Annotated in this window: 11 protein-coding genes and 1 rRNA gene; 3 read left to right on the top strand and 9 right to left on the bottom strand. The window is 39.4% G+C overall.

The annotated features are described in order from the left end of the window. Window positions 1–76 precede the first annotated feature (76 nt). From AS4_RS00155 to AS4_RS00145, 3 genes are all read right to left on the bottom strand, one after another. Window positions 77–502, bottom strand: a complete 426-nt coding sequence (locus AS4_RS00155; RefSeq protein WP_096732437.1) for a hypothetical protein — start codon at window positions 500–502, stop codon at window positions 77–79. A 328-nt stretch (window positions 503–830) separates the two neighbouring features. Then, window positions 831–1,625, bottom strand: coding sequence for a trimeric autotransporter adhesin/peptidogylcan-associated protein TpgA (gene tpgA, locus AS4_RS00150; RefSeq protein WP_096732435.1), 795 nt, complete (start codon window positions 1,623–1,625; stop codon window positions 831–833). 63 nt (window positions 1,626–1,688) lie between these two features. Then, window positions 1,689–13,526, bottom strand: coding sequence for an ESPR-type extended signal peptide-containing protein (locus tag AS4_RS00145; RefSeq protein WP_096732433.1), 11,838 nt, complete (start codon window positions 13,524–13,526; stop codon window positions 1,689–1,691). A gap of 740 nt (window positions 13,527–14,266) precedes the next feature. Between AS4_RS00145 and fmt the strand changes: the two genes are divergently transcribed. Together fmt and rsmB are read left to right on the top strand one after the other, a co-directional pair. Then, window positions 14,267–15,226, top strand: coding sequence for a methionyl-tRNA formyltransferase (gene fmt, locus AS4_RS00140; RefSeq protein WP_096732431.1), 960 nt, complete (start codon window positions 14,267–14,269; stop codon window positions 15,224–15,226). Then, window positions 15,223–16,530, top strand: a complete 1,308-nt coding sequence (rsmB, locus tag AS4_RS00135) for a 16S rRNA (cytosine(967)-C(5))-methyltransferase RsmB (protein WP_096732429.1) — start codon at window positions 15,223–15,225, stop codon at window positions 16,528–16,530. The genes fmt and rsmB overlap by 4 nt, the downstream gene beginning before the upstream one ends. 48 nt (window positions 16,531–16,578) lie before the next feature. On the opposite strand, the gene AS4_RS00130 is transcribed toward rsmB, so the two are convergent. From AS4_RS00130 to AS4_RS00115, 4 genes are all read right to left on the bottom strand, one after another. Next, window positions 16,579–16,722, bottom strand: a complete 144-nt coding sequence (locus AS4_RS00130; RefSeq protein WP_004818200.1) for a methionine/alanine import family NSS transporter small subunit — start codon at window positions 16,720–16,722, stop codon at window positions 16,579–16,581. Between the two features lie 10 nt (window positions 16,723–16,732). After that, a complete protein-coding gene (locus AS4_RS00125; protein ID WP_034618072.1) occupies window positions 16,733–18,211 on the bottom strand; it encodes a sodium-dependent transporter in 1,479 nt (492 codons plus the stop codon). 309 nt (window positions 18,212–18,520) lie between these two features. Next, window positions 18,521–19,108, bottom strand: coding sequence for a DUF1287 domain-containing protein (locus AS4_RS00120; RefSeq protein ID WP_034618071.1), 588 nt, complete (start codon window positions 19,106–19,108; stop codon window positions 18,521–18,523). 59 nt (window positions 19,109–19,167) lie between these two features. Beyond that, a complete protein-coding gene (locus AS4_RS00115; protein WP_096732427.1) occupies window positions 19,168–20,616 on the bottom strand; it encodes an aldehyde dehydrogenase family protein in 1,449 nt (482 codons plus the stop codon). Between the two features lie 137 nt (window positions 20,617–20,753). On the opposite strand from AS4_RS00115, the gene AS4_RS00110 reads away from it, so the two are divergent. After that, entirely contained in the window at window positions 20,754–21,500 is a 747-nt protein-coding gene (locus AS4_RS00110) for a TIGR04219 family outer membrane beta-barrel protein (RefSeq protein WP_096732425.1), read from the top strand. Between the two features lie 265 nt (window positions 21,501–21,765). Here AS4_RS00110 and AS4_RS00105 read toward each other — a convergent pair whose 3' ends face one another. Both AS4_RS00105 and rrf read right to left on the bottom strand, forming a co-directional pair. Then, window positions 21,766–22,098, bottom strand: a complete 333-nt coding sequence (locus AS4_RS00105) for a hypothetical protein (protein WP_096732423.1) — start codon at window positions 22,096–22,098, stop codon at window positions 21,766–21,768. 270 nt (window positions 22,099–22,368) lie between these two features. After that, window positions 22,369–22,483 (bottom strand): 5S ribosomal RNA (rrf, locus tag AS4_RS00100). Window positions 22,484–22,545: the final 62 nt, after the last annotated feature.

Here is a 22,545-nt window from a genome sequence, read left to right as displayed (position 1 = left end):
TCATTTAACAAAATTCACTAAATTTTATTTTATAAAAGGCCTCAAAAAGAAGCCTGTTCATTCATTTCCGCATAGATTATTTCTGTTTAATCAAATATAAGCCTGTACATTGTTTGCCTTCACGGTCTGTACAAAGCTCCACTGTTTTAGCGGATATCCATTTTAAACTTAACCGAATATCAGCATTGCTATAATCCACAGGCTCGCCACCACAATCCGCTTTTTTGTTGTCTAACTTAACTTTCATGGCTAAAACATCTAAAGCCTGAGCATTCTCATTTCTTAATATCGCAAAATCACCTGTCATCCGTTTTTGCTTTGTGGTGTAAGTAAATTGGTCTGGCCGAGTAAATTGATAGCTTTCGGTACATTGGATCTTCGCATTGTATACAGTCCAAGTTCCCCAAAAATCATTGGCCAGATTCACTTGTGTTTTATCAAAGGCTTGTGTTTGTATCGCAAATCCAAACCCAAGCAACGCGAATACTATCTTCTTCATCATTTTTATACTCAATACATTCAAATTAGATTTTAGAGCGAAGTTAACTAAATAGCTTAATTCTTTTTTACAGCATCTCATCAAAAAATTTGATTCAACGCTTTCATTAAAAAGTAAGTTGTTGATGTTCTTGATTGGTCAACTAGGCAATCAATATCATCAAGCTGGTTATGATTTATTTCAAAACAAATTATCATTGTATAAGCTTTAACTGTGCATAATTTAAAACGCCCGATGAATTTCATCGGGCGTTTGCATGAAGTAAGACTCGACCTATTTGAGGAATAAGCACCTTCTTTCAAACTGAATTCATTTAATTATGCATTCAGTTTTACCAAGTGATGTTTACTCGGCGATTAGGCGCTAAACACTCGACCAATTGAATTTTTTTGTTCATTCCATTGCATTTCTGATACACGTCAGTTTTATTTTCTGCTGAAAATTGAATTTGATCAGCAGGAATTCCCTGTTGTTTCAACAAATTTACAACGGTATTGGCTCTCGCTGCTGATAAACGTTGGTTATACGGAAATGAACCTAAACGGTCAGTATAACCTGCAACAAAAATTTTACTGTTCCCATCAGTTTGCTTAATCTGATCGGCAATTTTGCTAATCACTTCAGGATTTTTTACCCCACTTTTATCTGAATGATCAAAATAGAATAAAACACTGGCTGATTGACCTGTAGGGGATAGAGCCGTTTGTTCTGTCGAAGATTGGTTATTGATGCCCCAAGCCATCAGACCTTGGCATTGTTCACCTTTCCAATATAAGTTTTCTGAACGATAGTGCTTATCAAAGTCTATGCGCAACTGGCAACGTTTATATTGATTTGAATTCGGCTCTCGAACATCTAATACATAGTTCCAAGTTTTAACAGCAAAAAGGCCTTCAGAAAATTGCGGATTGCCCAAAACATGGCGAATCTGATCTTTGCTTAAACCTTTATCTAAACGTGCCACGTCATCGTTTTCATAACGATTCACTTGCTTTAAATAACTGTCTTTCACTTCAGGAAAATGAATGTCTTGGGTATTTGATGTTTCAACTTCAGCTGCATGACTCAATGACATCACAAGACCACTGAATACACTGAACATAATTTTTTTGTTAAATGCTTTCATTTTTTCTCTCTTAAAAATTTGCGAAGAAAAAGGAAGACCGTTCGATCTTCCTTGTCTCGTGATTTAGTCAATTACACCACTGATACCGATACGAACACTTGGATCGCCTTGAGATGCTGCTGCAACACCACCTGTAATCGACCAACGTCCATTATCTGCAGTTTTACGTAGCGTCACACCTACCGCATTCTCACCACCATGGTATGCCGCACCTGCAGCATAGGTATATTTACCAGGAATATATGGTGCTGATTCAAGTGCCATTGCTGCTGCAATACCCGCATTGGCTTTTTTCTCTACATCATCAATCCGGTTATTGGTAATACGGAAAGCGTTGTCTAACTTGTTGCTGACATTGTCAATTTTGCTATTCAATGCTTGATCCGCTTGGTTCAATGCATCGATTGCACCACCGACATTGTTATACTTAGAGTCACCTACATTGTAAGTTGGTGCAGTGAAGCTACCCGTAATGTTGTCATAACCAGCACCACCGCCAAGATAATTCACAACTGCTTGGTTGGTCGTATTCAATTGGCTACCGTTGACTGCATCTTTTGATGTTACATTGACTGCGCCATCTTTAACACCTGTCACAACACGGTTACCGTCTGTACCCGCCACACTCACACTTGTACCACCAGTATCTTTCGCAACTGTAACTGTTGCGTCTTTACCTGCTTGTTGAACTAAGCCGACAGTACCATTGTTAATATCATTTTTGATATTGCTGATATCCGTTGAGTTTTGATCAACTTGTTGCTGAACATTCCACAATTGACCGCCATTTACAGCATCTTTAGAACCTTGAGTGACTGCACCATCTTTCACATTGCTAATGGTTGTACCATTTGTACCACCACCAAGTGTGATCTTATCTTTTGATGCATCGTCATATTTAACAGCATTATTAGCAAGCTCATTGACATTGTTATTCACAGTGCCAATTGCGCTATCTAACTGCCCTTTATTGACTGCATCTGTAGCGTTAACAGCATTTGCCACATTGGTAATTGTTTTATTACCCGCGTTAATACCTGCCACCGTTACACTTGGTCCACCTGCAATAGTTAATCCTGTGTTGTTTATCACAACCGCATTATTACCAATTGAGATTCCAGTATTATTGAGAACCGTATCACCAGCTTTCACAGAGTCGACTGTTAAATCTTTTGCTGTTGATACCTCATAGTTGTCTGAACCATCAGCATTTTTGCTCTTATTCACAACAATATTCTGACCATTAGAAACAGTCGTTTTAGATGTTGTTGCTGCAGAACCAATGGCTTTATCCAATGCTGTTAAAGCATCACCAACATTCGACTGATTACCTTGTGCAACATTATAGGTTGGTCCAGTAATGGTGCCATCAGCATTGACCTTCGCATTACCGCCCAAACCATTTACAAGTGCGTTTTGAGTGGTAACAACTTGGTTACCAACAGCTTTTAGCTGAGCTACGTTTACAGCATCTGCATCTGCGCTACCTGCTGCAACACCAGTAATTTGACGATAAATACCGCTTGCCGCATCACCAACTGCTACTGCTCCAGTTGTTGATGTTGTATTGCTAATTGCTGTTTTGTCTGCACTTGTTGCAGCTGACAACGCATAACCCGCAACACCTGCACCAGTCGTCGCCGCAGAGCCATTGCCTAACACAACTGAACCAGCAACTGTTTTGGTCACATTGTTTCCAAGTACAAACGTATCATCTGTAAGCACTTGGTTATTATTACCCACAGAATAGCTGTTCGCACCATCAACAATAGTCGGGTCACCAATGGCACCAGAATGATTACCTTTCACTTTGTTGCCCGTACCAATACTGATTGATTGTGTACCTAATGCCTCAGCACCCTGACCAATTGCAATGGATTGTTTGCCCTCAGCTTTTGTATTGTGACCTAATGCAACAGCACTATCTGCACCCGTTGCCACAATTGCATTTACACCAATCGCTGTAGAGTTTAAACCACCCGCGCTTGAGTCATTGGTTGTTCCTAAATCACCTTTCGACATATCGGCATTGGTATGGAAGAATTTAATACCATCGGTATTCATCTTCTGTACTGTTTGACCAATCGTTAGACGATCTGTAGTTTCTTGACCTTGTTTATCATAGGTTAAGAACAATGAGTCTTGGTTTTTATTGTCAGGTTTCGTATTTACAACCTGGTCAATAATATTCACTTTGTTGCCATTACCATCCACAACTTCAGTGATGTTTTTCGTGACAGCTTGCTTCAATTGCTCTTCAGTCGCTGCTCTACCTTTAGTCGCAAAATCACTTGCTCTTAAGTCAGTATTACTTAAGCCTTCGATTGTATTGCTGGCTTTATTTACAACAACATTACCTACTGTCACTTTGTCGAAGTTTACGTCTTTCGCTGTCGCAACTTGATAGTTGCTTGAACCATCTGCATTGGTACCAGCAGTTACTACAACGTTGTCTCCTGCTGTAACTGTGCTCTTCGCTTTGGTTGCTGAATCTTTAACGCTGTTGATCGCACCATCAATTGTGTTGGAACCTGTGCCACCAATGTTATTGGTGGTGATTGCACCTGTCGTTGCATCAATTGTCGTTGATCCACCAATCACATTTTTAACGCTATCTGCAACACCGTGTAATTGACTACCGTTGATCGCATCTGTTGATGTTGAGTTAACAGCACCCGCTTTAACGTTGCTGATTGTGGTTCCAGCTGTACCCGCTAAAGTGATTTTGTCTTTCGTTGCTGCGTCGTCATATTTAACCGCTGCACCATCTAAATTACCAAGCTTGCTATCAACTGCTTGTAATTGGTCTTCTGTCGCTGCTTGACCTGTGACTGCTGTACCGTTCCAAGTCGTATTGCTTAGACCTTTGATCGTATTACTTGTTTTATCAACAACAACATTACCTACAGTCACTTTGTCGAAGTTTACGTCTTTCGCTGTCGCAACTTGATAGTTGCTTGAACCATCTGCATTGGTACCAGCAGTTACTACAACATTGTCTCCAGCCGTAACGGTGGTCTTCGCTTTGGTTGCTGAATCTTTAACGCTGTTGATCGCACCGTCAATTGTGTTGGAGCCTGTGCCACCAATATTATTGGTGGTGATTGCACCTGTCGTTGCATCAATTGTGGTTGATCCACCAATCACATTTTTAACGCTATCAGCAACACCATGTAATTGACTACCGTTGATTGCATCTGTTGATGTTGAGTTAACAGCACCCGCTTTAACGTTGGTGATCGTGGTTCCACCTGTACCTGCAAGGGTTACGCTGTCGTAGTTTGCACTGCCATCAGCATTCTTGTCGTACTTCACTGCAAACTTATCAGTTTCACCTTGCGATGCATTCAGGGTATTGATCGCTTTGTTAATGCTGGTTTCTGTGTTGCCACTACCATCTTTAACTGTCAATACTGTGTTATCTACACCTGCAATGGTATTGCCTGAGCCATCTTTAACCGAGATGCCATCTTTACCGATCACTGTAGAACCATTTGTACCATTGGTTCCATCGTTCACTGTAATGCTGGTTAAGTTATTGAGGTTTTTATTTAACTCAATCGCAACTTGACCATTTGCAACCTTCGTAGTGATGTTGCTATCTGCACCGACAACTTCAACTGCTTCGCCTAGGTTCTTCTGAACTTTAGCGCCATCTGCTGCTTGTAATGCAAAGCCTTTACTGGTCGCTGCATTAGTTGCGTCAACAACTGCATTGTTCAAATCACCAGCGTTAACGCCTTTGCTCGCATTGGCCTCTTTAGTGTAGTCACCCGCACTCGCAACATTGTTTAAGCTTGTACCACCTGTTGTGGTGATCTTGCCTGTCGTTGCATCTTTAGTACTAGTTGAAGCACTACCTGCTAATGTGATGTTGTTATAGTTTGCACTGCCATCAGCATTCTTGTCGTACTTCACTGCAAACTTGTCAGTTTCACCTTGCGATGCATTGAGAGTATTGATCGCTTTGTTAATGCTGGTTTCTGTGTTGCCACTACCATCTTTAACTGTCAACACTGTGTTATCTACACCTGCAATAGTATTGCCTGAACCATCTTTAACCGAGATACCATCTTTACCGATCACTGTAGAACCATTTGTACCATTGATTCCATCGTTCACTGTAATGCTTGTTAAGTTCAAATCTTTGCTTAAAGCAAACGCGACATTGTTACCTGTCTTGGTCGCTGTAAGGTTAGTATCCGCTGGCGTAGCTACACCAATATCAACTGTATCACCCGCTTTGATCGCACCACTATTCTGACCGTTAGTTTGTAAGTTAAAGCCACCTTTTAAGGTCGTGATGTCAGATGTATTGGTCGCAATATTTGATGTATTCGTTGCGATATTCGACGTATTGGTTGCGATGTCTTTGCTATTCTGAGCTACATTCTGGTTTGTCGTATAAAGCTGACTACCATTGATTGCATCTGTTGAGTTTGCAGAAACATCACCCGCTTTAACATTTGTCAGCGTTGTACCTGTAGCGCCACCGCCTAAAGTCACTTTATCTTTAGTTGTGGCGTTGTCGTATTTCACTGCCGAATTATCTGTTGCTGTTTGTTGTCCTGCCAAAGCGTCTAATTGACCTTTGTTTACAACATCTTTCGCATCAGTTCCTGCTTCTACACCACTGATCTTGTTGGTTGTTTTATCTATAACAACATTACCAACTGTCACTTTATCTGCGGTTATACCAGCAGTATTAATCACTGTATTACCTGTAGTAACGCTGGTTAAGTTCAAGTCTTTGCTTAAAGCAAACGCAACATTATTACCTGTCTTAGTCGCTGTAAGGTTGGTATCCGCTGGTGTTGCTACACCAATATCAACCGTGTCACCCGCTTTGATCGCACCACTATTCTGACCGTTGGTTTGTAAATTAAAGCCACCTTTTAAGGTCGTGATGTCAGATGTATTGGTCGCAATATTTGATGTATTCGTTGCGATATTCGACGTATTGGTTGCGATGTCTTTGCTATTCTGGGCTACATTCTGGTTTGTCGTATAAAGCTGACTACCATTGATTGCATCTGTTGAGTTTGCAGAAACATCACCCGCTTTAACATTTGTCAGCGTTGTACCTGCAGCGCCACCGCCTAAAGTCACTTTATCTTTAGTTGTAGCGTTGTCGTATTTCACTGCCGAATTATCTGTTGCTGTTTGTTGTCCTGCCAAAGCGTCTAATTGACCTTTGTTTACAACATCTTTCGCATCAGTTCCTGCTTCTACACCACTGATCTTGTTGGTTGTTTTATCTATAACAACATTACCAACTGTCACTTTATCTGCGGTTATACCAGCAGTGTTAATCACTGTATTACCTGTAGTAACGCTGGTTAAGTTCAAGTCTTTGCTTAAAGCAAACGCAACATTATTACCTGTCTTAGTCGCTGTAAGGTTGGTATCCGCTGGCGTAGCTACACCAATATCAACCGTGTCACCCGCTTTAATCGCACCACTATTCTGACCGTTAGTTTGTAAGTTAAAGCCACCTTTTAAGGTGCTGATATCAGATGTATTGGTTGCGATATTCGACGTATTGGTTGCAATGTCTTTGCTATTCTGAACTACATTCTGGTTTGTCGTATAAAGCTGACTACCATTGATTGCATCTGTTGAGTTTGCAGAAACATCACCCGCTTTAACATTTGTCAGCGTTGTACCTGCAGCGCCACCGCCTAAAGTCACTTTATCTTTAGTTGTGGCGTTGTCGTATTTCACTGCCGAATTATCTGTTGCTGTTTGTTGTCCTGCCAAAACGTCTAATTGACCTTTGTTTACAACATCTTTCGCATCAGTTCCTGCTTCTACACCACTGATCTTGTTGGTTGTTTTATCTATAACAACATTACCAACTGTCACTTTATCTGTGGTTATACCAGCAGTGTTAATCACTGTATTACCTGTAGTAACGCTGGTTAAGTTCAAGTCTTTGCTTAAAGCAAACGCAACATTATTACCTGTCTTGGTTGCGGTAAGGTTGGTATCCGCTGGCGTAGCTACACCAATATCAACCGTGTCACCCGCTTTAATCGCACCACTATTCTTACCGTTAGTTTGTAAGTTAAAGCCACCTTTTAAGGTCGTGATGTCAGATGTATTCGTTGCGATATTCGACGTATTGGTTGCAATGTCTTTGCTATTCTGAGCTACATTCTGGTTTGTCGTATAAAGCTGACTACCATTGATTGCATCTGTTGAGTTTGCAGAAACATCACCCGCTTTAACATTTGTCAGCGTTGTACCTGCAGCGCCACCGCCTAAAGTCACTTTATCTTTAGTTGTGGCGTTGTCGTATTTCACTGCCGAATTATCTGTTGCTGTTTGTTGTCCTGCCAAAGCGTCTAATTGACCTTTGTTTACAACATCTTTCGCATCAGTTCCTGCTTCTACACCACTGATCTTGTTGGTTGTTTTATCTATAACAACATTACCAACTGTCACTTTATCTGCGGTTATACCAGCAGTATTAATCACTGTATTACCTGTAGTAACGCTGGTTAAGTTCAAGTCTTTGCTTAAAGCAAACGCAACATTATTACCTGTCTTAGTCGCTGTAAGGTTGGTATCCGCTGGTGTTGCTACACCAATATCAACCGTGTCACCCGCTTTGATCGCACCACTATTCTGACCGTTAGTTTGTAAGTTAAAGCCACCTTTTAAGGTCGTGATGTCAGATGTATTGGTCGCAATATTTGATGTATTCGTTGCGATATTCGACGTATTGGTTGCGATGTCTTTGCTATTCTGGGCTACATTCTGGTTTGTCGTATAAAGCTGACTACCATTGATTGCATCTGTTGAGTTTGCAGAAACATCACCCGCTTTAACATTTGTCAGCGTTGTACCTGCAGCGCCACCGCCTAAAGTCACTTTATCTTTAGTTGTAGCGTTGTCGTATTTCACTGCCGAATTATCTGTTGCTGTTTGTTGTCCTGCCAAAGCGTCTAATTGACCTTTGTTTACAACATCTTTCGCATCAGTTCCTGCTTCTACACCACTGATCTTGTTGGTTGTTTTATCTATAACAACATTACCAACTGTCACTTTATCTGCGGTTATACCAGCAGTGTTAATCACTGTATTACCTGTAGTAACGCTGGTTAAGTTCAAGTCTTTGCTTAAAGCAAACGCAACATTATTACCTGTCTTAGTCGCTGTAAGGTTGGTATCCGCTGGCGTAGCTACACCAATATCAACCGTGTCACCCGCTTTAATCGCACCACTATTCTGACCGTTAGTTTGTAAGTTAAAGCCACCTTTTAAGGTGCTGATATCAGATGTATTGGTTGCGATATTCGACGTATTGGTTGCAATGTCTTTGCTATTCTGAGCTACATTCTGGTTTGTCGTATAAAGCTGACTACCATTGATTGCATCTGTTGAGTTTGCAGAAACATCACCCGCTTTAACATTTGTCAGCGTTGTACCTGCAGCGCCACCGCCTAAAGTCACTTTATCTTTAGTTGTGGCGTTGTCGTATTTCACTGCCGAATTATCTGTTGCTGTTTGTTGTCCTGCCAAAGCGTCTAATTGACCTTTGTTTACAACATCTTTCGCATCAGTTCCTGCTTCTACACCACTGATCTTGTTGGTTGTTTTATCTATAACAACATTACCAACTGTCACTTTATCTGCGGTTATACCAGCAGTGTTAATCACTGTATTACCTGTAGTAACGCTGGTTAAGTTCAAGTCTTTGCTTAAAGCAAACGCAACATTATTACCTGTCTTGGTTGCGGTAAGGTTGGTATCCGCTGGCGTAGCTACACCAATATCAACCGTGTCACCCGCTTTAATCGCACCACTATTCTGACCGTTAGTTTGTAAATTAAAGCCACCTTTTAATGTACTGATATCAGATGTATTGGTTGCGATATTCGACGTATTGGTCGTGATTTGATTACCTTGATTAGTAACAGTGGTATTTAACGTACTAATGTCTGATGTGTTTTTCGCAACATTCTGATTCGTCGTAAATAATTGACCACCATTCACAGCATCTGTTGATGCTGCTGTACTGATATCACCGGCTGCAACGTTGGTAATCTTTTTACCGCCCGCATTGATCCCAGTCGTTTTATCAACCACCACAGTACCAACAGTCACTTTATCCGCTGTTACACCAGCAGTATTAATCACTGTGTTACCTGTAGTAACGCTCGTTAAGTTCAAGTCTTTGCTTAAAGCAAACGCAACATTATTACCTGTCTTGGTTGCTGTAAGGTTAGTGTCTGCTGGCGTTGCTACACCAATATCAACTGTGTCACCCGCTTTAATCGCACCACTGTTCTTACCGTTGGTTTGTAGGTTAAAGCCACCTTTTAAGGTGCTGATATCAGAAGTGTTGGTTGCGATATTCGACGTATTCGTCGTAATTTGATTACCTTGATTAGTAACAGTGGTATTTAGCGTACTAATGTCTGATGTGTTTTTCGCAACATTTTGATTGGTCGTAAATAATTGACCACCATTCACAGCATCTGTTGATGTCGCTGAGCTGATATCACCTGCCGCTACGTTGGTAATCTTTTTACCACCCGCATTGATCCCAGTCGTTTTATCAACCACCACAGTACCAACAGTCACTTTATCCGCTGTTACACCAGCATTGTTAATCACTGTGTTACCTGTGGTAACGCTGGTTAAGTTCAAGTCTTTGCTTAAAGCAAACGCAACATTATTACCTGTCTTGGTTGCGGTAAGGTTGGTATCCGCTGGCGTAGCTACACCAATATCAACCGTGTCACCCGCTTTAATCGCACCACTATTCTGACCGTTGGTTTGTAAATTAAAGCCACCTTTTAATGTACTGATATCAGACGTATTGGTCGTGATTTGATTACCTTGATTAGTAACAGTGGTATTTAGCGTACTGATGTCTGAAGTGTTTTTCGCAACGTTTTGATTAGTCGTAAATAATTGACCACCATTCACAGCATCTGTTGATGCTGCTGTACTGATATCACCTGCTGCTACGTTGGTAATCTTTTTATCACCTGCATTGATCCCAGTCGTTTTATCAACCACCACAGTACCAACAGTCACTTTATCCGCTGTTATACCAGCAGTGTTAATCACTGTATTACCTGTAGTAACGCTGGTTAAGTTCAAATCTTTGCTTAAAGCAAACGCAACATTATTACCTGTCTTAGTCGCGGTAAGGTTGGTATCCGCTGGCGTAGCTACACCAATATCAACCGTGTCACCCGCTTTAATCGCACCACTATTCTTACCGTTGGTTTGTAAATTAAAGCCACCTTTTAAGGTGCTGATATCAGATGTATTGGTTGCGATATTCGACGTATTGGTCGTGATTTGATTACCTTGATTAGTAACAGTGGTATTTAACGTACTAATGTCTGATGTGTTTTTCGCAACATTTTGATTGGTCGTAAATAATTGACCACCATTCACAGCATCTGTTGATGTCGCTGAGCTGATATCACCTGCCGCTACGTTGGTAATCTTTTTACCACCCGCATTGATCCCAGTCGTTTTATCAACCACCACAGTACCAACAGTCACTTTATCCGCTGTTACACCAGCATTGTTAATCACTGTGTTACCTGTAGTAACGCTGGTTAAGTTCAAGTCTTTGCTTAAAGCAAACGCAACATTATTACCTGTCTTGGTTGCTGTAAGGTTGGTGTCCGCTGGAGTTGCTACACCAATATCAACCGTGTCACCCGCTTTAATCGCACCACTATTCTTACCGTTGGTTTGTAAATTAAAGCCACCTTTTAAGGTGCTGATATCAGATGTATTGGTTGCGATATTCGACGTATTGGTCGTGATTTGATTACCTTGATTAGTAACAGTGGTATTTAACGTACTAATGTCTGATGTGTTTTTCGCAACATTTTGATTGGTCGTAAATAATTGACCACCATTCACAGCATCTGTTGATGCTGCTGTACTGATATCACCTGCCGCTACGTTGGTAATCTTTTTACCACCCGCATTGATCCCAGTCGTTTTATCAACTACCACAGTACCAACAGTCACTTTATCCGCTGTTACACCAGCATTGTTAATCACTGTGTTACCTGTGGTAACGCTGGTTAAGTTCAAGTCTTTGCTTAAAGCAAACGCAACATTATTACCTGTCTTGGTTGCTGTAAGGTTAGTATCCGCTGGAGTTGCTACACCAATATCAACCGTGTCACCCGCTTTAATCGCACCACTATTCTTACCGTTGGTTTGTAAATTAAAGCCACCTTTTAAGGTGCTGATATCAGATGTATTGGTTGCGATATTCGACGTATTCGTCGTAATTTGATTACCTTGATTAGTAACAGTGGTATTTAGCGTACTGATGTCTGAAGTGTTTTTCGCAACGTTTTGATTAGTCGTAAATAATTGACCACCATTCACAGCATCTGTTGATGCTGCTGTACTGATATCACCTGCTGCGACATTGGTAATCTTTTTACCACCCGCATTGATCCCTGTCGTTTTATCAACCACCACAGTACCAACAGTCACTTTATCCGCGGTTACACCAGCGTTGTTAATCACGGTATTACCTGTAGTAACGCTGGTTAAGTTCAAGTCTTTGCTTAAAGCAAACGCAACATTGTTACCTGTCTTGGTCGCTGTAAGGTTGGTGTCCGCTGGCGTTGCTACACCTATATCAACCGTATCACCCGCTTTGATCGCACCACTGTTCTTACCATTGGTTTGTAAGTTAAAACCACCTTTTAATGTACTGATATCAGACGTATTCGTCGTAATTTGATTACCTTGATTGGTGACAGTTGTCGTCAAATTACTTACGTTTTGATTGGTTGTGGTTAATTGACCAAAGTTAACAGCATCACCTGTTGCTGTCCCTGCAGCAACATTTGTAATTTTTTGGCTGTTTAAATTTGCCCCACCATTTAAGTTACTAACTCCTGTAACACTCAACGTCCCACCTGTTGCTAGATTTCCAGCAGTTACAGTACCTGTAAATACAGGTGCTTCTGCCATCTGGATGCTAACGGTACTTCCACTCACAGATGTTTTTAAATTATTACCCGTATATGAGCCTGCTGTAGAACCTGTTCCTGTGATATTCAGAGTCGAACCAAGCTTGTTTGCTGAAGTTCCTGTATTGCCTGCAAAAGTAATGGCTTTTGTTATTTCATTATTTAAGTTAGTTAAAGCAGCAGGTACTGTATTGACTGCAGCATAACTTGTTCCATCTGTCTTAGTAATGATATAGCTTGGAGGTGCAACTATACCTGTTGTTCCATCAACCGTCGTACCTAGTGCTGTAGCAAGTGGTTTTATTTGTGAGACATTGACAGCATCATTATTTTTATAACCATTCGCAATATTCGCTACTCTCATAAAGCGATCATCTGTCCATGTACCACTCGCGACACCACCTACATATTTTGCATCGCCATTCGCATGACCGAAAGAAACGGTATTGTCTTCAACAACAGAAGCTTGTGCACCTAGAGCAAATGAGTTTTTTCCAATTGCAACGGCATCATTACCGATAGCAACGGCACCCTTACCATCTAATACATTTTCACCTGAGTTTGCATATGCCCCACTACCAATCGCAATAGAACCACGACTAGCTGCTTTTGCATTATTACCAATAGCTGTTGCATATGCCTGACTTGCACAAGGGGCCTGATCCCCTCCACCGATTGCTATAGCACCAGTTTGCCCACCAGCACCCGTACTAGTACTATTACAAGCAGTGTTAAGAAAACCGCCTCCAGCACTATAACCTCCTGCGAATACATCTGGTGAAAAGCTGATAGCCCCAACAATAGCAACAACTGCCCCGACAGAGCCTGTGGTTTTAGAAGATTTGGTTTTCCCTTTTGCCAATTCAGAAACTGCAACCCATGCCGACAAAGTCGCATTCCAAATCACTTTGTAGATCTTATTCATATTACTTTTCCTTTAGGAGGTGCATTACAGCCGCTGATTTCGCATCAATAATGCATATAAAATGTACAATTTTTTTTATTTAACAATTTACATACATTTAAAGCAATAGAAAAATTGAGATATATTTCACTTATTTTGTTTTTTTAAACATATGGTCTAAACTTTTAAATAAAAAGCAAAATAATCACACATTTTATAATTTTTATACCTATAAATCAGCAATTTATACACCAATCAAAAAACATTAAGATTTATTAAATACATATTGTTGATAAATTGAGCATGTGACAAAATTTGTCACATTTATCAAAACAATGTGAGACATAGTTTACATTTGACATATTGTTAAATTTCGATTAACTGCCTATGCTTATTCAGTTAACAATTTTTTATTGTGAAATTAGTCACAATTATTTTAACTTCAACTGCCAAACCATCTCTTTATTTAGATTAAGTTAAAAATAAGATATATTTCTATCAATTTAAATCAAAAAATATGACATAAAAAAGTGATTTTTATTTTAAAAAGTGGATGTTGAATAATGTAGATTTACACCAATTTTAAAGGTGCTGTAAAAGACATCTGTTGACTGTTTTAAATCAGATAGCTGATCAGAACAAAATATACCATTGATCGTATTTTATTTTTTACATAGAAAAACCCGTATTTTCATTTGAAAACGCCACCGCATAATCAGGTTTGCTATAATTCAATTTAAAATTTAATCTGAGCATAACCTTTGAAGATCATTTTTGCAGGTACACCCGAATTTGCAGCTTCTGCTTTAGCAGCACTCATTGAAACTGATCACGAAATCGTCGCTGTGTATACTCAACCTGACCGTAAATCAGGTCGTGGACAAAAATTGACAGCTTCAGCCGTGAAACAACTTGCGCTCGCAAACAACCTACCCGTCTATCAACCACTTCATTTCAAAGCATCGACAGACGAAGGCTTAGCGGCTCAACAAGAATTAGCAGCATTGGGTGCAGATGTAATGGTCGTTGCGGCTTATGGCTTAATTTTGCCCCAGGCCGTATTAGATACACCGCGCTATGGTTGTTTAAATATTCATGGTTCTTTGCTACCACGTTGGCGCGGTGCTGCTCCGATTCAGCGTGCCATTGCAACGGGTGACACTGAAACTGGAGTCACGATCATGAAAATGGCGGCTGGTCTAGATACAGGCGATATGATCTTTAAAACAGTTTGCCCAATCACAGCAGAAGAAACCTCAGCAACTTTATATGACAAACTTGCGATCCAAGGCGCTGAAGCAATTTGTGTGGTATTAGAATCAGAACAAAAATTACAACAATATTTAGATGCACGTGAAGTGCAAGATGAACAATTTACGGTATATGCACATAAACTCACAAAAGCTGAAGCACAAATTGATTGGACTAAATCAGCAGTTGAACTTGATCGCAATATTCGGGCATTCAATCCTTGGCCAGTCGCATTTACACCAATAGATGAAAGCAATAATTTACGTGTATGGAATTCTCAAATTTCAGACCTTATAGCCAATGGCGAAGCACCCGGAACCATTATCGAAATGAACAAACAAGGTGTACATGTAGTTTGCGGAGATGGTGTGATTTGTCTGACTAGCCTACAATGGCCAGGTGGCAAAGCCATTAACCCTGTACAAATTATACAAAGCCATAAACTTTCAGTAGGAAATATATTCGCATGAGCCAAATTCAATCATCTGCAAAAAATTTGAATTTGCGCGCACAAGTGGTTAAAACACTTTTAGCTGTTCAAAATGGACAGTCTTTAGCTTCCGTTTTAAACCAACATATCAATATTGTTTCTGAACGTGATCGTGGTTTATACCATGAGCTTACTTTAGGCTGTTTACGTCAATGGTATTCTTTAAAAGCAATTACCTTACCTTTGCTCACAAAACCGTTAGACAATGAAGCACTAGAAAGTTGCTTATATCTGGGTTTATACCAGATTTTATGCACCCGTATTCCTGCACATGCGGCGATTTCAGAAACTGTCAATGCAGCGAAGCAATTAGGTTTTGAACCAATGAGTGGTTTGGTCAATGCCATCCTTCGTCGTGTTTCACGTGAAACAACTGAGTTTCAAACGGCTTTAAATAATACCCATGGTTTACCAAGTTGGCTATTCAAACGACTTAAAAAAGATTGGGCTGATCAACTTCCTGAAATCTGTCAAAATTTAAAACAAGTCGCTCCACTGACTCTTCGTGTCAATGAACGTCAAATTAGTCGTGATGAATATCTTGATATTTTAGATGAAGAACAGATTGATGCCCGTGCTTGTACGCTTTCAGATGTTGGTATTGTTCTGGAACAAACGGGTAATATTACTCATTTACCTGGCTTTGAAGAAGGCGGGTTTTCTGTTCAAGATGAACATGCTCAATTGTGTGCAACACTGTTACCCAACTTAGATGACAAAGTCATTATCGATGCTTGTGCAGCACCGGGTGGTAAAGCAGCTCATATCTTAGAACGCTTTAATCCTAAAAAATTAATCGCACTTGATCATGATGCTAAACGTTTATTGCGTGTTTCAGAAAACTTGGAACGCCTTGAATTAAATGTTGATGCAACAGTTGAAATCATCACAGCAGATGCTACAACATGGGTGCCTAAAGAGTTGGTCGATTGCATCGTATTGGATGCGCCATGTTCTGCTATTGGTGTTCTACGTCGTCATCCTGATATTCGCTTATTGCGCCAATCTACAGATATTCAGCAAGTGGTCGATCTGCAAAAGCAAATTTTAAAGCATATGTGGCAGCAGCTTAAAGTTGGTGGAACACTACTTTATATTACCTGCTCAATTCTGAAAGTTGAAAATGAACAGCAGATGGTCGAGTTTTTTGCTGAACACGCAGATGCTGAAGAAATCAAGATTGATGCAAACTGGGGAATAGAACAAATTCACGGTCGTCAATTGTTGCCTGAAGCGCATCATGGTGATGGTTTCTATTATTGCCGAATTCAGAAAACGGCTTAAAACGCATTAAAAAAGCAGGCTAATTCGCCTGCTTTTTTTGACTCAAGTTTAAAGCGTATGGTGATCTTTGACTTCTTCCAGAACGTCATCCAGTTCTTCAGGATTTTTCATCAAATGTAGGATCGATAAAATCAACCCACCCCATAAAAATACCATTGAAATAATCATCATCACGATTGCAGAAGTATTCATTTTGACGCTCCTATCGATCTTTCATTTTGCTAAGAACTAAAGCAATAACAGCACAGAAAATCACACTGCCCCAACCAAAGAACATCAACATACTTGAACTATAGGTATCATATCCATTTTTAATCAAGCTAAAAACGGTCATAGATAAAGTGACCAGCAAAATTAAAGAAGTGATTACGGTTAAAGTGAAATCCCAACCTTTACCAAGCTGCACAGTTGAAATACGATTCACATGATCACGTAATTCCATCAATGCCGAACGTTTAAACCACGCTATCGAAATGATTGACAATAATGCACCGCCAATAATCCCAATATTATTGATAAAGTGATCGACGATATCTACCAGTTTAATCGAGTTCACGCTAGAGAATAAGAAAATTGAAACCAACGCACTACCACCGCCAATGATGCTTACGGCTTTTTTACGCCCCCATTTTAATTTGTCTTGCATCGCTGCAATCGGCACTTCAAGGATACTCACCATTGAAGAAATACCAGCAACAAATAAAGAAGAGAAGAACAGTAAACCGAATAAATCCGCACCAGTCCCTAAACTAGAAATGATTTTAGGGAAAGCAATGAATGCCAAGCCGATACCACCACTGACCACTTGGTCTACAGGTTTTCCAGCTGAAAATGCCATGAAGCCCAGCGCCGCGAAGATACCAATCCCCGCAAGGATTTCAGTAGACGCATTGGCAAAACCAACGATAAGGCCCGAGCCTGTTAAATTGGTTTTTGGTTTAAGATACGAGGCATAAGTTACCATGATCCCAAAGCCAACAGAGAGTGAAAAGAACGTATGACCAAATGCTGCAAGCCATACTTTATAATCCCACATCGCTGCCCAGTTTGGTGTAAAGAAAGCATTTAAACCTTGAACTGCACCGGGTAAACGCAACGCTTGAATAACAAGAATCGTGAACAGAATAAACAGTAAAGGCATGAAAATTTTATTGGATAATTCAACCCCTTTTTTCACACCACCAAATAAGATGATCAACGTTAATGCCCAGATTCCTACAATTGGCCAAAATAAATGACCAACAAATTGAAAATCAAAACTTGTTGATTTTGAAGTTTGTAAATAGGTATTGAAGAAGAAGTTTTCAGGATCACTTCCCCACAATTGACCTACAGAAAAATAAACATAACTACCGGCCCATGTCAGTACGCTGGCATAATACAAACCAATAATGATACAGACACAGACTTGCCACCAACCTAAAGTTTCGCCCCCTTTAAATAAAGCACGATAGGCTTTAGGAGGTGAAGTATTACTTTTATGCCCTGTCGCATAATCTAAAAATAACAGTGGTAAACCTGCCGTAATAAGTGCAATTAAATATGGAATTAAAAAAGCGCCACCACCGTTTTCATAAGCGATGTAAGGAAAGCGCCAAATATTACCTAAACCGACAGCCGATCCAACAGCTGCGATAATAAAACCTGATCGTGATGTCCAGTTTTCACGAGATTCTGTCATAAAACACCTAATTCTGTAGATGTCCTCAAATGCTGCTTTTTTTCATTGTGATCTGCGAGCAAAAGAAGTACCAATTTTAAATTTTGTTGTTTGAATAAAACAGCACCTTTTGGGTGCTTTGTTATTATTCCAAACCAGTAACTTTGCAAACTTCTCGGTTAAAGTGCATCAACAAAATTACTGTTTAATGTTGTAACAATACTCGTTTTGCAGCGCTTTTTCTGTAATTTGTGTCTATTTTCTCAGGTTTTTTTTACTTTTTATTGCACATGGTTAATTTTTAGCTATTTTGCTTGAAATTGCCTATTTCTAATTGACCGTCTTGGGTAAACGATAATGCCCAATGATTTTATATTCATGCAAAATGTCATTTTCACGTGTTCCAGAACCAATGTTATGAATAACCAAAGGTGTTTTTGACAACATTGTGGTTTTATTTGAAATGATACCAATGTGGGTTAAGCCTTTACCTAAATCCCATGCCACGATATCACCTGCTTGATACTTTTGATCATTCACTTGATAACCTTGACGCTGAAAATAGGTCATGATATTTGGAACCCGTCGATGATCAATATTTCGATCGGTTGCTTTTAAACCCCACTTTTGTGGATATTTTTTAAAATTGGCTTTCATATCTTCATGAATACGTTGTTGTAAATCTATCCCTTGATGGCGTAAGGCACGAATGACCACATCTGTACATACGCCTTTGATCAATGGAACATCACCCATTGGATAAGATAATTGAGTATAAGCAGGATCATAATAAAGTGTTTTTAAAATCTGAGAACGTGCATCATTTACCAGTTTTTCAGATTGAAATGCCCAAATTTGCACACTCTGTAAGCAAAGCAAAACCATTAAAAATAATGAATTGAAAAATTTTATTATCATTTTTTAACTCTATATAAAATTCAAAGAAATAAGGAGCCGTAGCTCCTTAGAATATTAACTTATTGTTTGATCACAAGTAAGCGTTCTTCCTGCATATCACCAATTGCAGACTGGATCCCCTCACGACCTAAACCCGAATCTTTCACACCACCATATGGCATATTATCAACTCTGAAGGTGGGTATATCATTGATAATTACCCCGCCCACGTGTAAATGATCCCATGCATAAAGCATCTTATTGAGATTTTGAGTATATACACCAGCTTGTAAACCAAAGCGACCTTGGTTAATCACTTCGATACCTTTCTCAAATGTTTTATATTTTTCTAAAATTGCCACAGGGCCAAATGCTTCATTTTGATAAATTTCAAGAGATTCATCGACATTTTCAAGCAAAGTTGGTTCAAATAAAACCCCTTTTAAAGTGCCACCAATTAAGATTTTCGCACCCTTTTTCTCCGCTTTATCTACCCATTTTTTTAAACGAATCGCTTCTGCTTCTTTGATCATTGGGCCCACTATCGTGGTTTCTACATGGGGATCTGCCGCAGATACTTTTTTCAATTTTGCTAAGATTTTTTTTCTAAATTCTATATAAATATCAGCATGGACTAAAATTCGTTGCACACTAATACACACCTGTCCCGCATGACCATATGCACCACCAATTACTCGATCAATCAATGCATCACTTATTTCTGTATCAGGTTCAATTAAAACAGCTGCATTCCCCCCCAATTCGAGGGTTACTTTTTTGCGACCAGCACGTGCTTTCATATCCCAACCCACTTGATCAGAACCGGTAAAGCTGAGCAGCTTAAAGCGATCATCCGTCACTAACACATCAGCATGTTCTCGTGGACAAGGCAAAATTGAAAATGCGCCTTTTGGTAAATCTGTTTCAGCCAAAATTTCTGCGATTTTTAATGCGGAAATTGGAGTCAAACTTGCTGGTTTTAATACAAATGGACAACCCGCTGCAATTGCTGGTGCAATTTTATGTGCTGTTAAATTCAAAGGAAAATTAAACGGACTGATCAGAGACACTGCACCAATCGGCACATGTTGTACCATTCCTCGATATGCAGAAGCCGCAGCGGTTACAGCCAAGGGCATTAAATGACCATCATTAATTGTGGAGACTGCATCTGCCGCGAGCTGGAAAGTATTAATCAGCCTTTCAACCTCAGCTGCTGCAGCAAGTTTAGGCTTTCCACCTTCGATAATTAAAATTTGGGTTAATTCTTCACGCAGCTCTTTAAAACGCTGAACACAATGTAACAGTATTTTTTGCTTCTGAAATGGTTTTAAAGCAGCCATTTCTTTCTCTGCTTTCACAGCTGCACTGATGGCTTTTTCTAAAATTTTTGCATCCGCTAAAGCCACTTTTGCATAAATTTTCCCTGAAAATTTATCATGAACTTCAAGCCATTGTCCTGATTTAATCGCTTTATTGGCGACATAAAGTGGGAATTCAATCACTGCTTGATCAATAGAATCACTCATCCTACACCCTCGATTTAATCTTTTTAATAATGCAAAATTTGATAAACCCCTATATCATGCCTTCAGTTGGTACAGTATTGAAATGTATTTAAGTAACAAAAATATAGGATGAAAAATCATTTCATCAAGAAGGACATATGAAATCTATTCAATTACCCTTATTTATCGCAGCCCTAAGTCTAAGTTCATTTGCTCAAGCTGATTTTATTGGTTTAAAAGGTGATATTAGTTATTGGAGTATTGGTGGAGATTCTCAAATCAACCACAAAACATCCAGTCTATCCAACAAAACGGGGACAGATAATTTATTATTAGATCCTTATACTGGACTAAACGCAAAACATGATTTAGATACCAAAGGCACAATTCAAGCCTCTGTTGCTTTTGAGCACCCGATTCCAATCATTCCCAATGTAAAATTAAAATATACCAAGTTAGATACTGAAACTGAGTCTAATAATGAGTTTGCTAAAACTAAAATTGATTTAGACCATACAGATCTTATTCTTTACTATGAAATCTTAGACAACATTGTAAAAGCTGATGTCGGTGTAGGGGCAACTAAACTCAACGGTACTGTAAAGCAATTTTCACAAAATGTTGATGTTGATGAATATGCACCGATCCTTTATGCAGAGGCTGGCGCAAAACTACCATTTACAGGTTTAAGTGCAAAAGCTGAGGCGACTTATACCAATGTCAATGATGTAAAAATCACGGATGCTCAGGCTGAGATTCAATATGATTTTGTTAAATCTATTGTCTTAGATCTTGGTGCGAAAGTGGGTTACCGTGTTTTAAATATCGAACTCAGTGATTTAGATAACCGTGATATGAAATTTAATTTTAAAGGGCCTTATATTGGTTTAAATGCCCATTTTTAATAGAGAATACCCGTTTATGATCATGTAAGCTTTTTCTTACATGGTCTGCCGAATTATGCGTATAGGCAGAACAGCTAAATTTTAATACTATAAACACATCAGGAAACAGGAAGTTTCCATTAAAACAAGAATAAGATAGGACAATAACGCAGGATAGCGAAAGGTACGACAGGAGTTATACCTCAGAACCAATACAAAAAACCTCAGGCATGGATGTCTGAGGTTTTTTATTTTGAATACACTAAAAACAATTAAAGAAAAAAACTTACCACTTCATAAAAGCCATTCCTTCAATAGCATCAATTTGAATCAGTTCAGTTTGTTTTTGAACCAGTTTAATCGCTTCATGCAAACTTATTGTTTTTGTATAAGAGCCTTTTTGATCAGGAACAGGAATATCTGCATCTAATGAATAATCATCATTAACGATAAACTGTAAAGTATGATCATTTTTATCAACGATCCCTAAAAAGTTTTCTGGCCTGATTAACACAGATTGCATTAGTTCGATGATTTCATCGATAGATGCATACTGATTTTGAGTGGGTAAAACCTCTTCACCATCATAATCTGTAAAGAAAAATTGGAAAATCAACATATTATTAACTGTTTTTATCGTAATACTTTAATTTTTAGCATAAAGAGACAGCTGGTTCAATAGCTCGACTCTTTCTATATCTCTTACTTCAATGATGATCATGATGAGGAATACAGAAAATAAGTTCAGTTTCATCAATGCACAAGCTTAATCAGCCATCAATTAGCTCAATATAACGAGATCTATTTTATTTCGATAATAAACACTACAAATCCCACGCATAAAAAAACACCCCGCTCTCGCTAGAGATCGGGGTGTTTTAGATTTAAAAGCTGGCGATGACTTACTCTCACATGGGTAACCCCACACTACCATCAGCGCTAAGAGGTTTCACTTCTGAGTTCGGGAAGGGATCAGGTGGTTCACTCTTGCTATTGTCGCCAGCAAACTGTTATGGACTTGTTCGGGTCTTATTTAAATGCCTTACTTCGTACCAAATGAGTTATT

Source organism: Acinetobacter guillouiae, from assembly GCF_002370525.2.
Taxonomy (GTDB): Bacteria; Pseudomonadota; Gammaproteobacteria; order Pseudomonadales; family Moraxellaceae; genus Acinetobacter; species Acinetobacter guillouiae.
The sequence above is the reverse complement of the archived record's forward strand: the minus strand, read 5'-3'. Positions and strand labels throughout refer to the sequence as shown.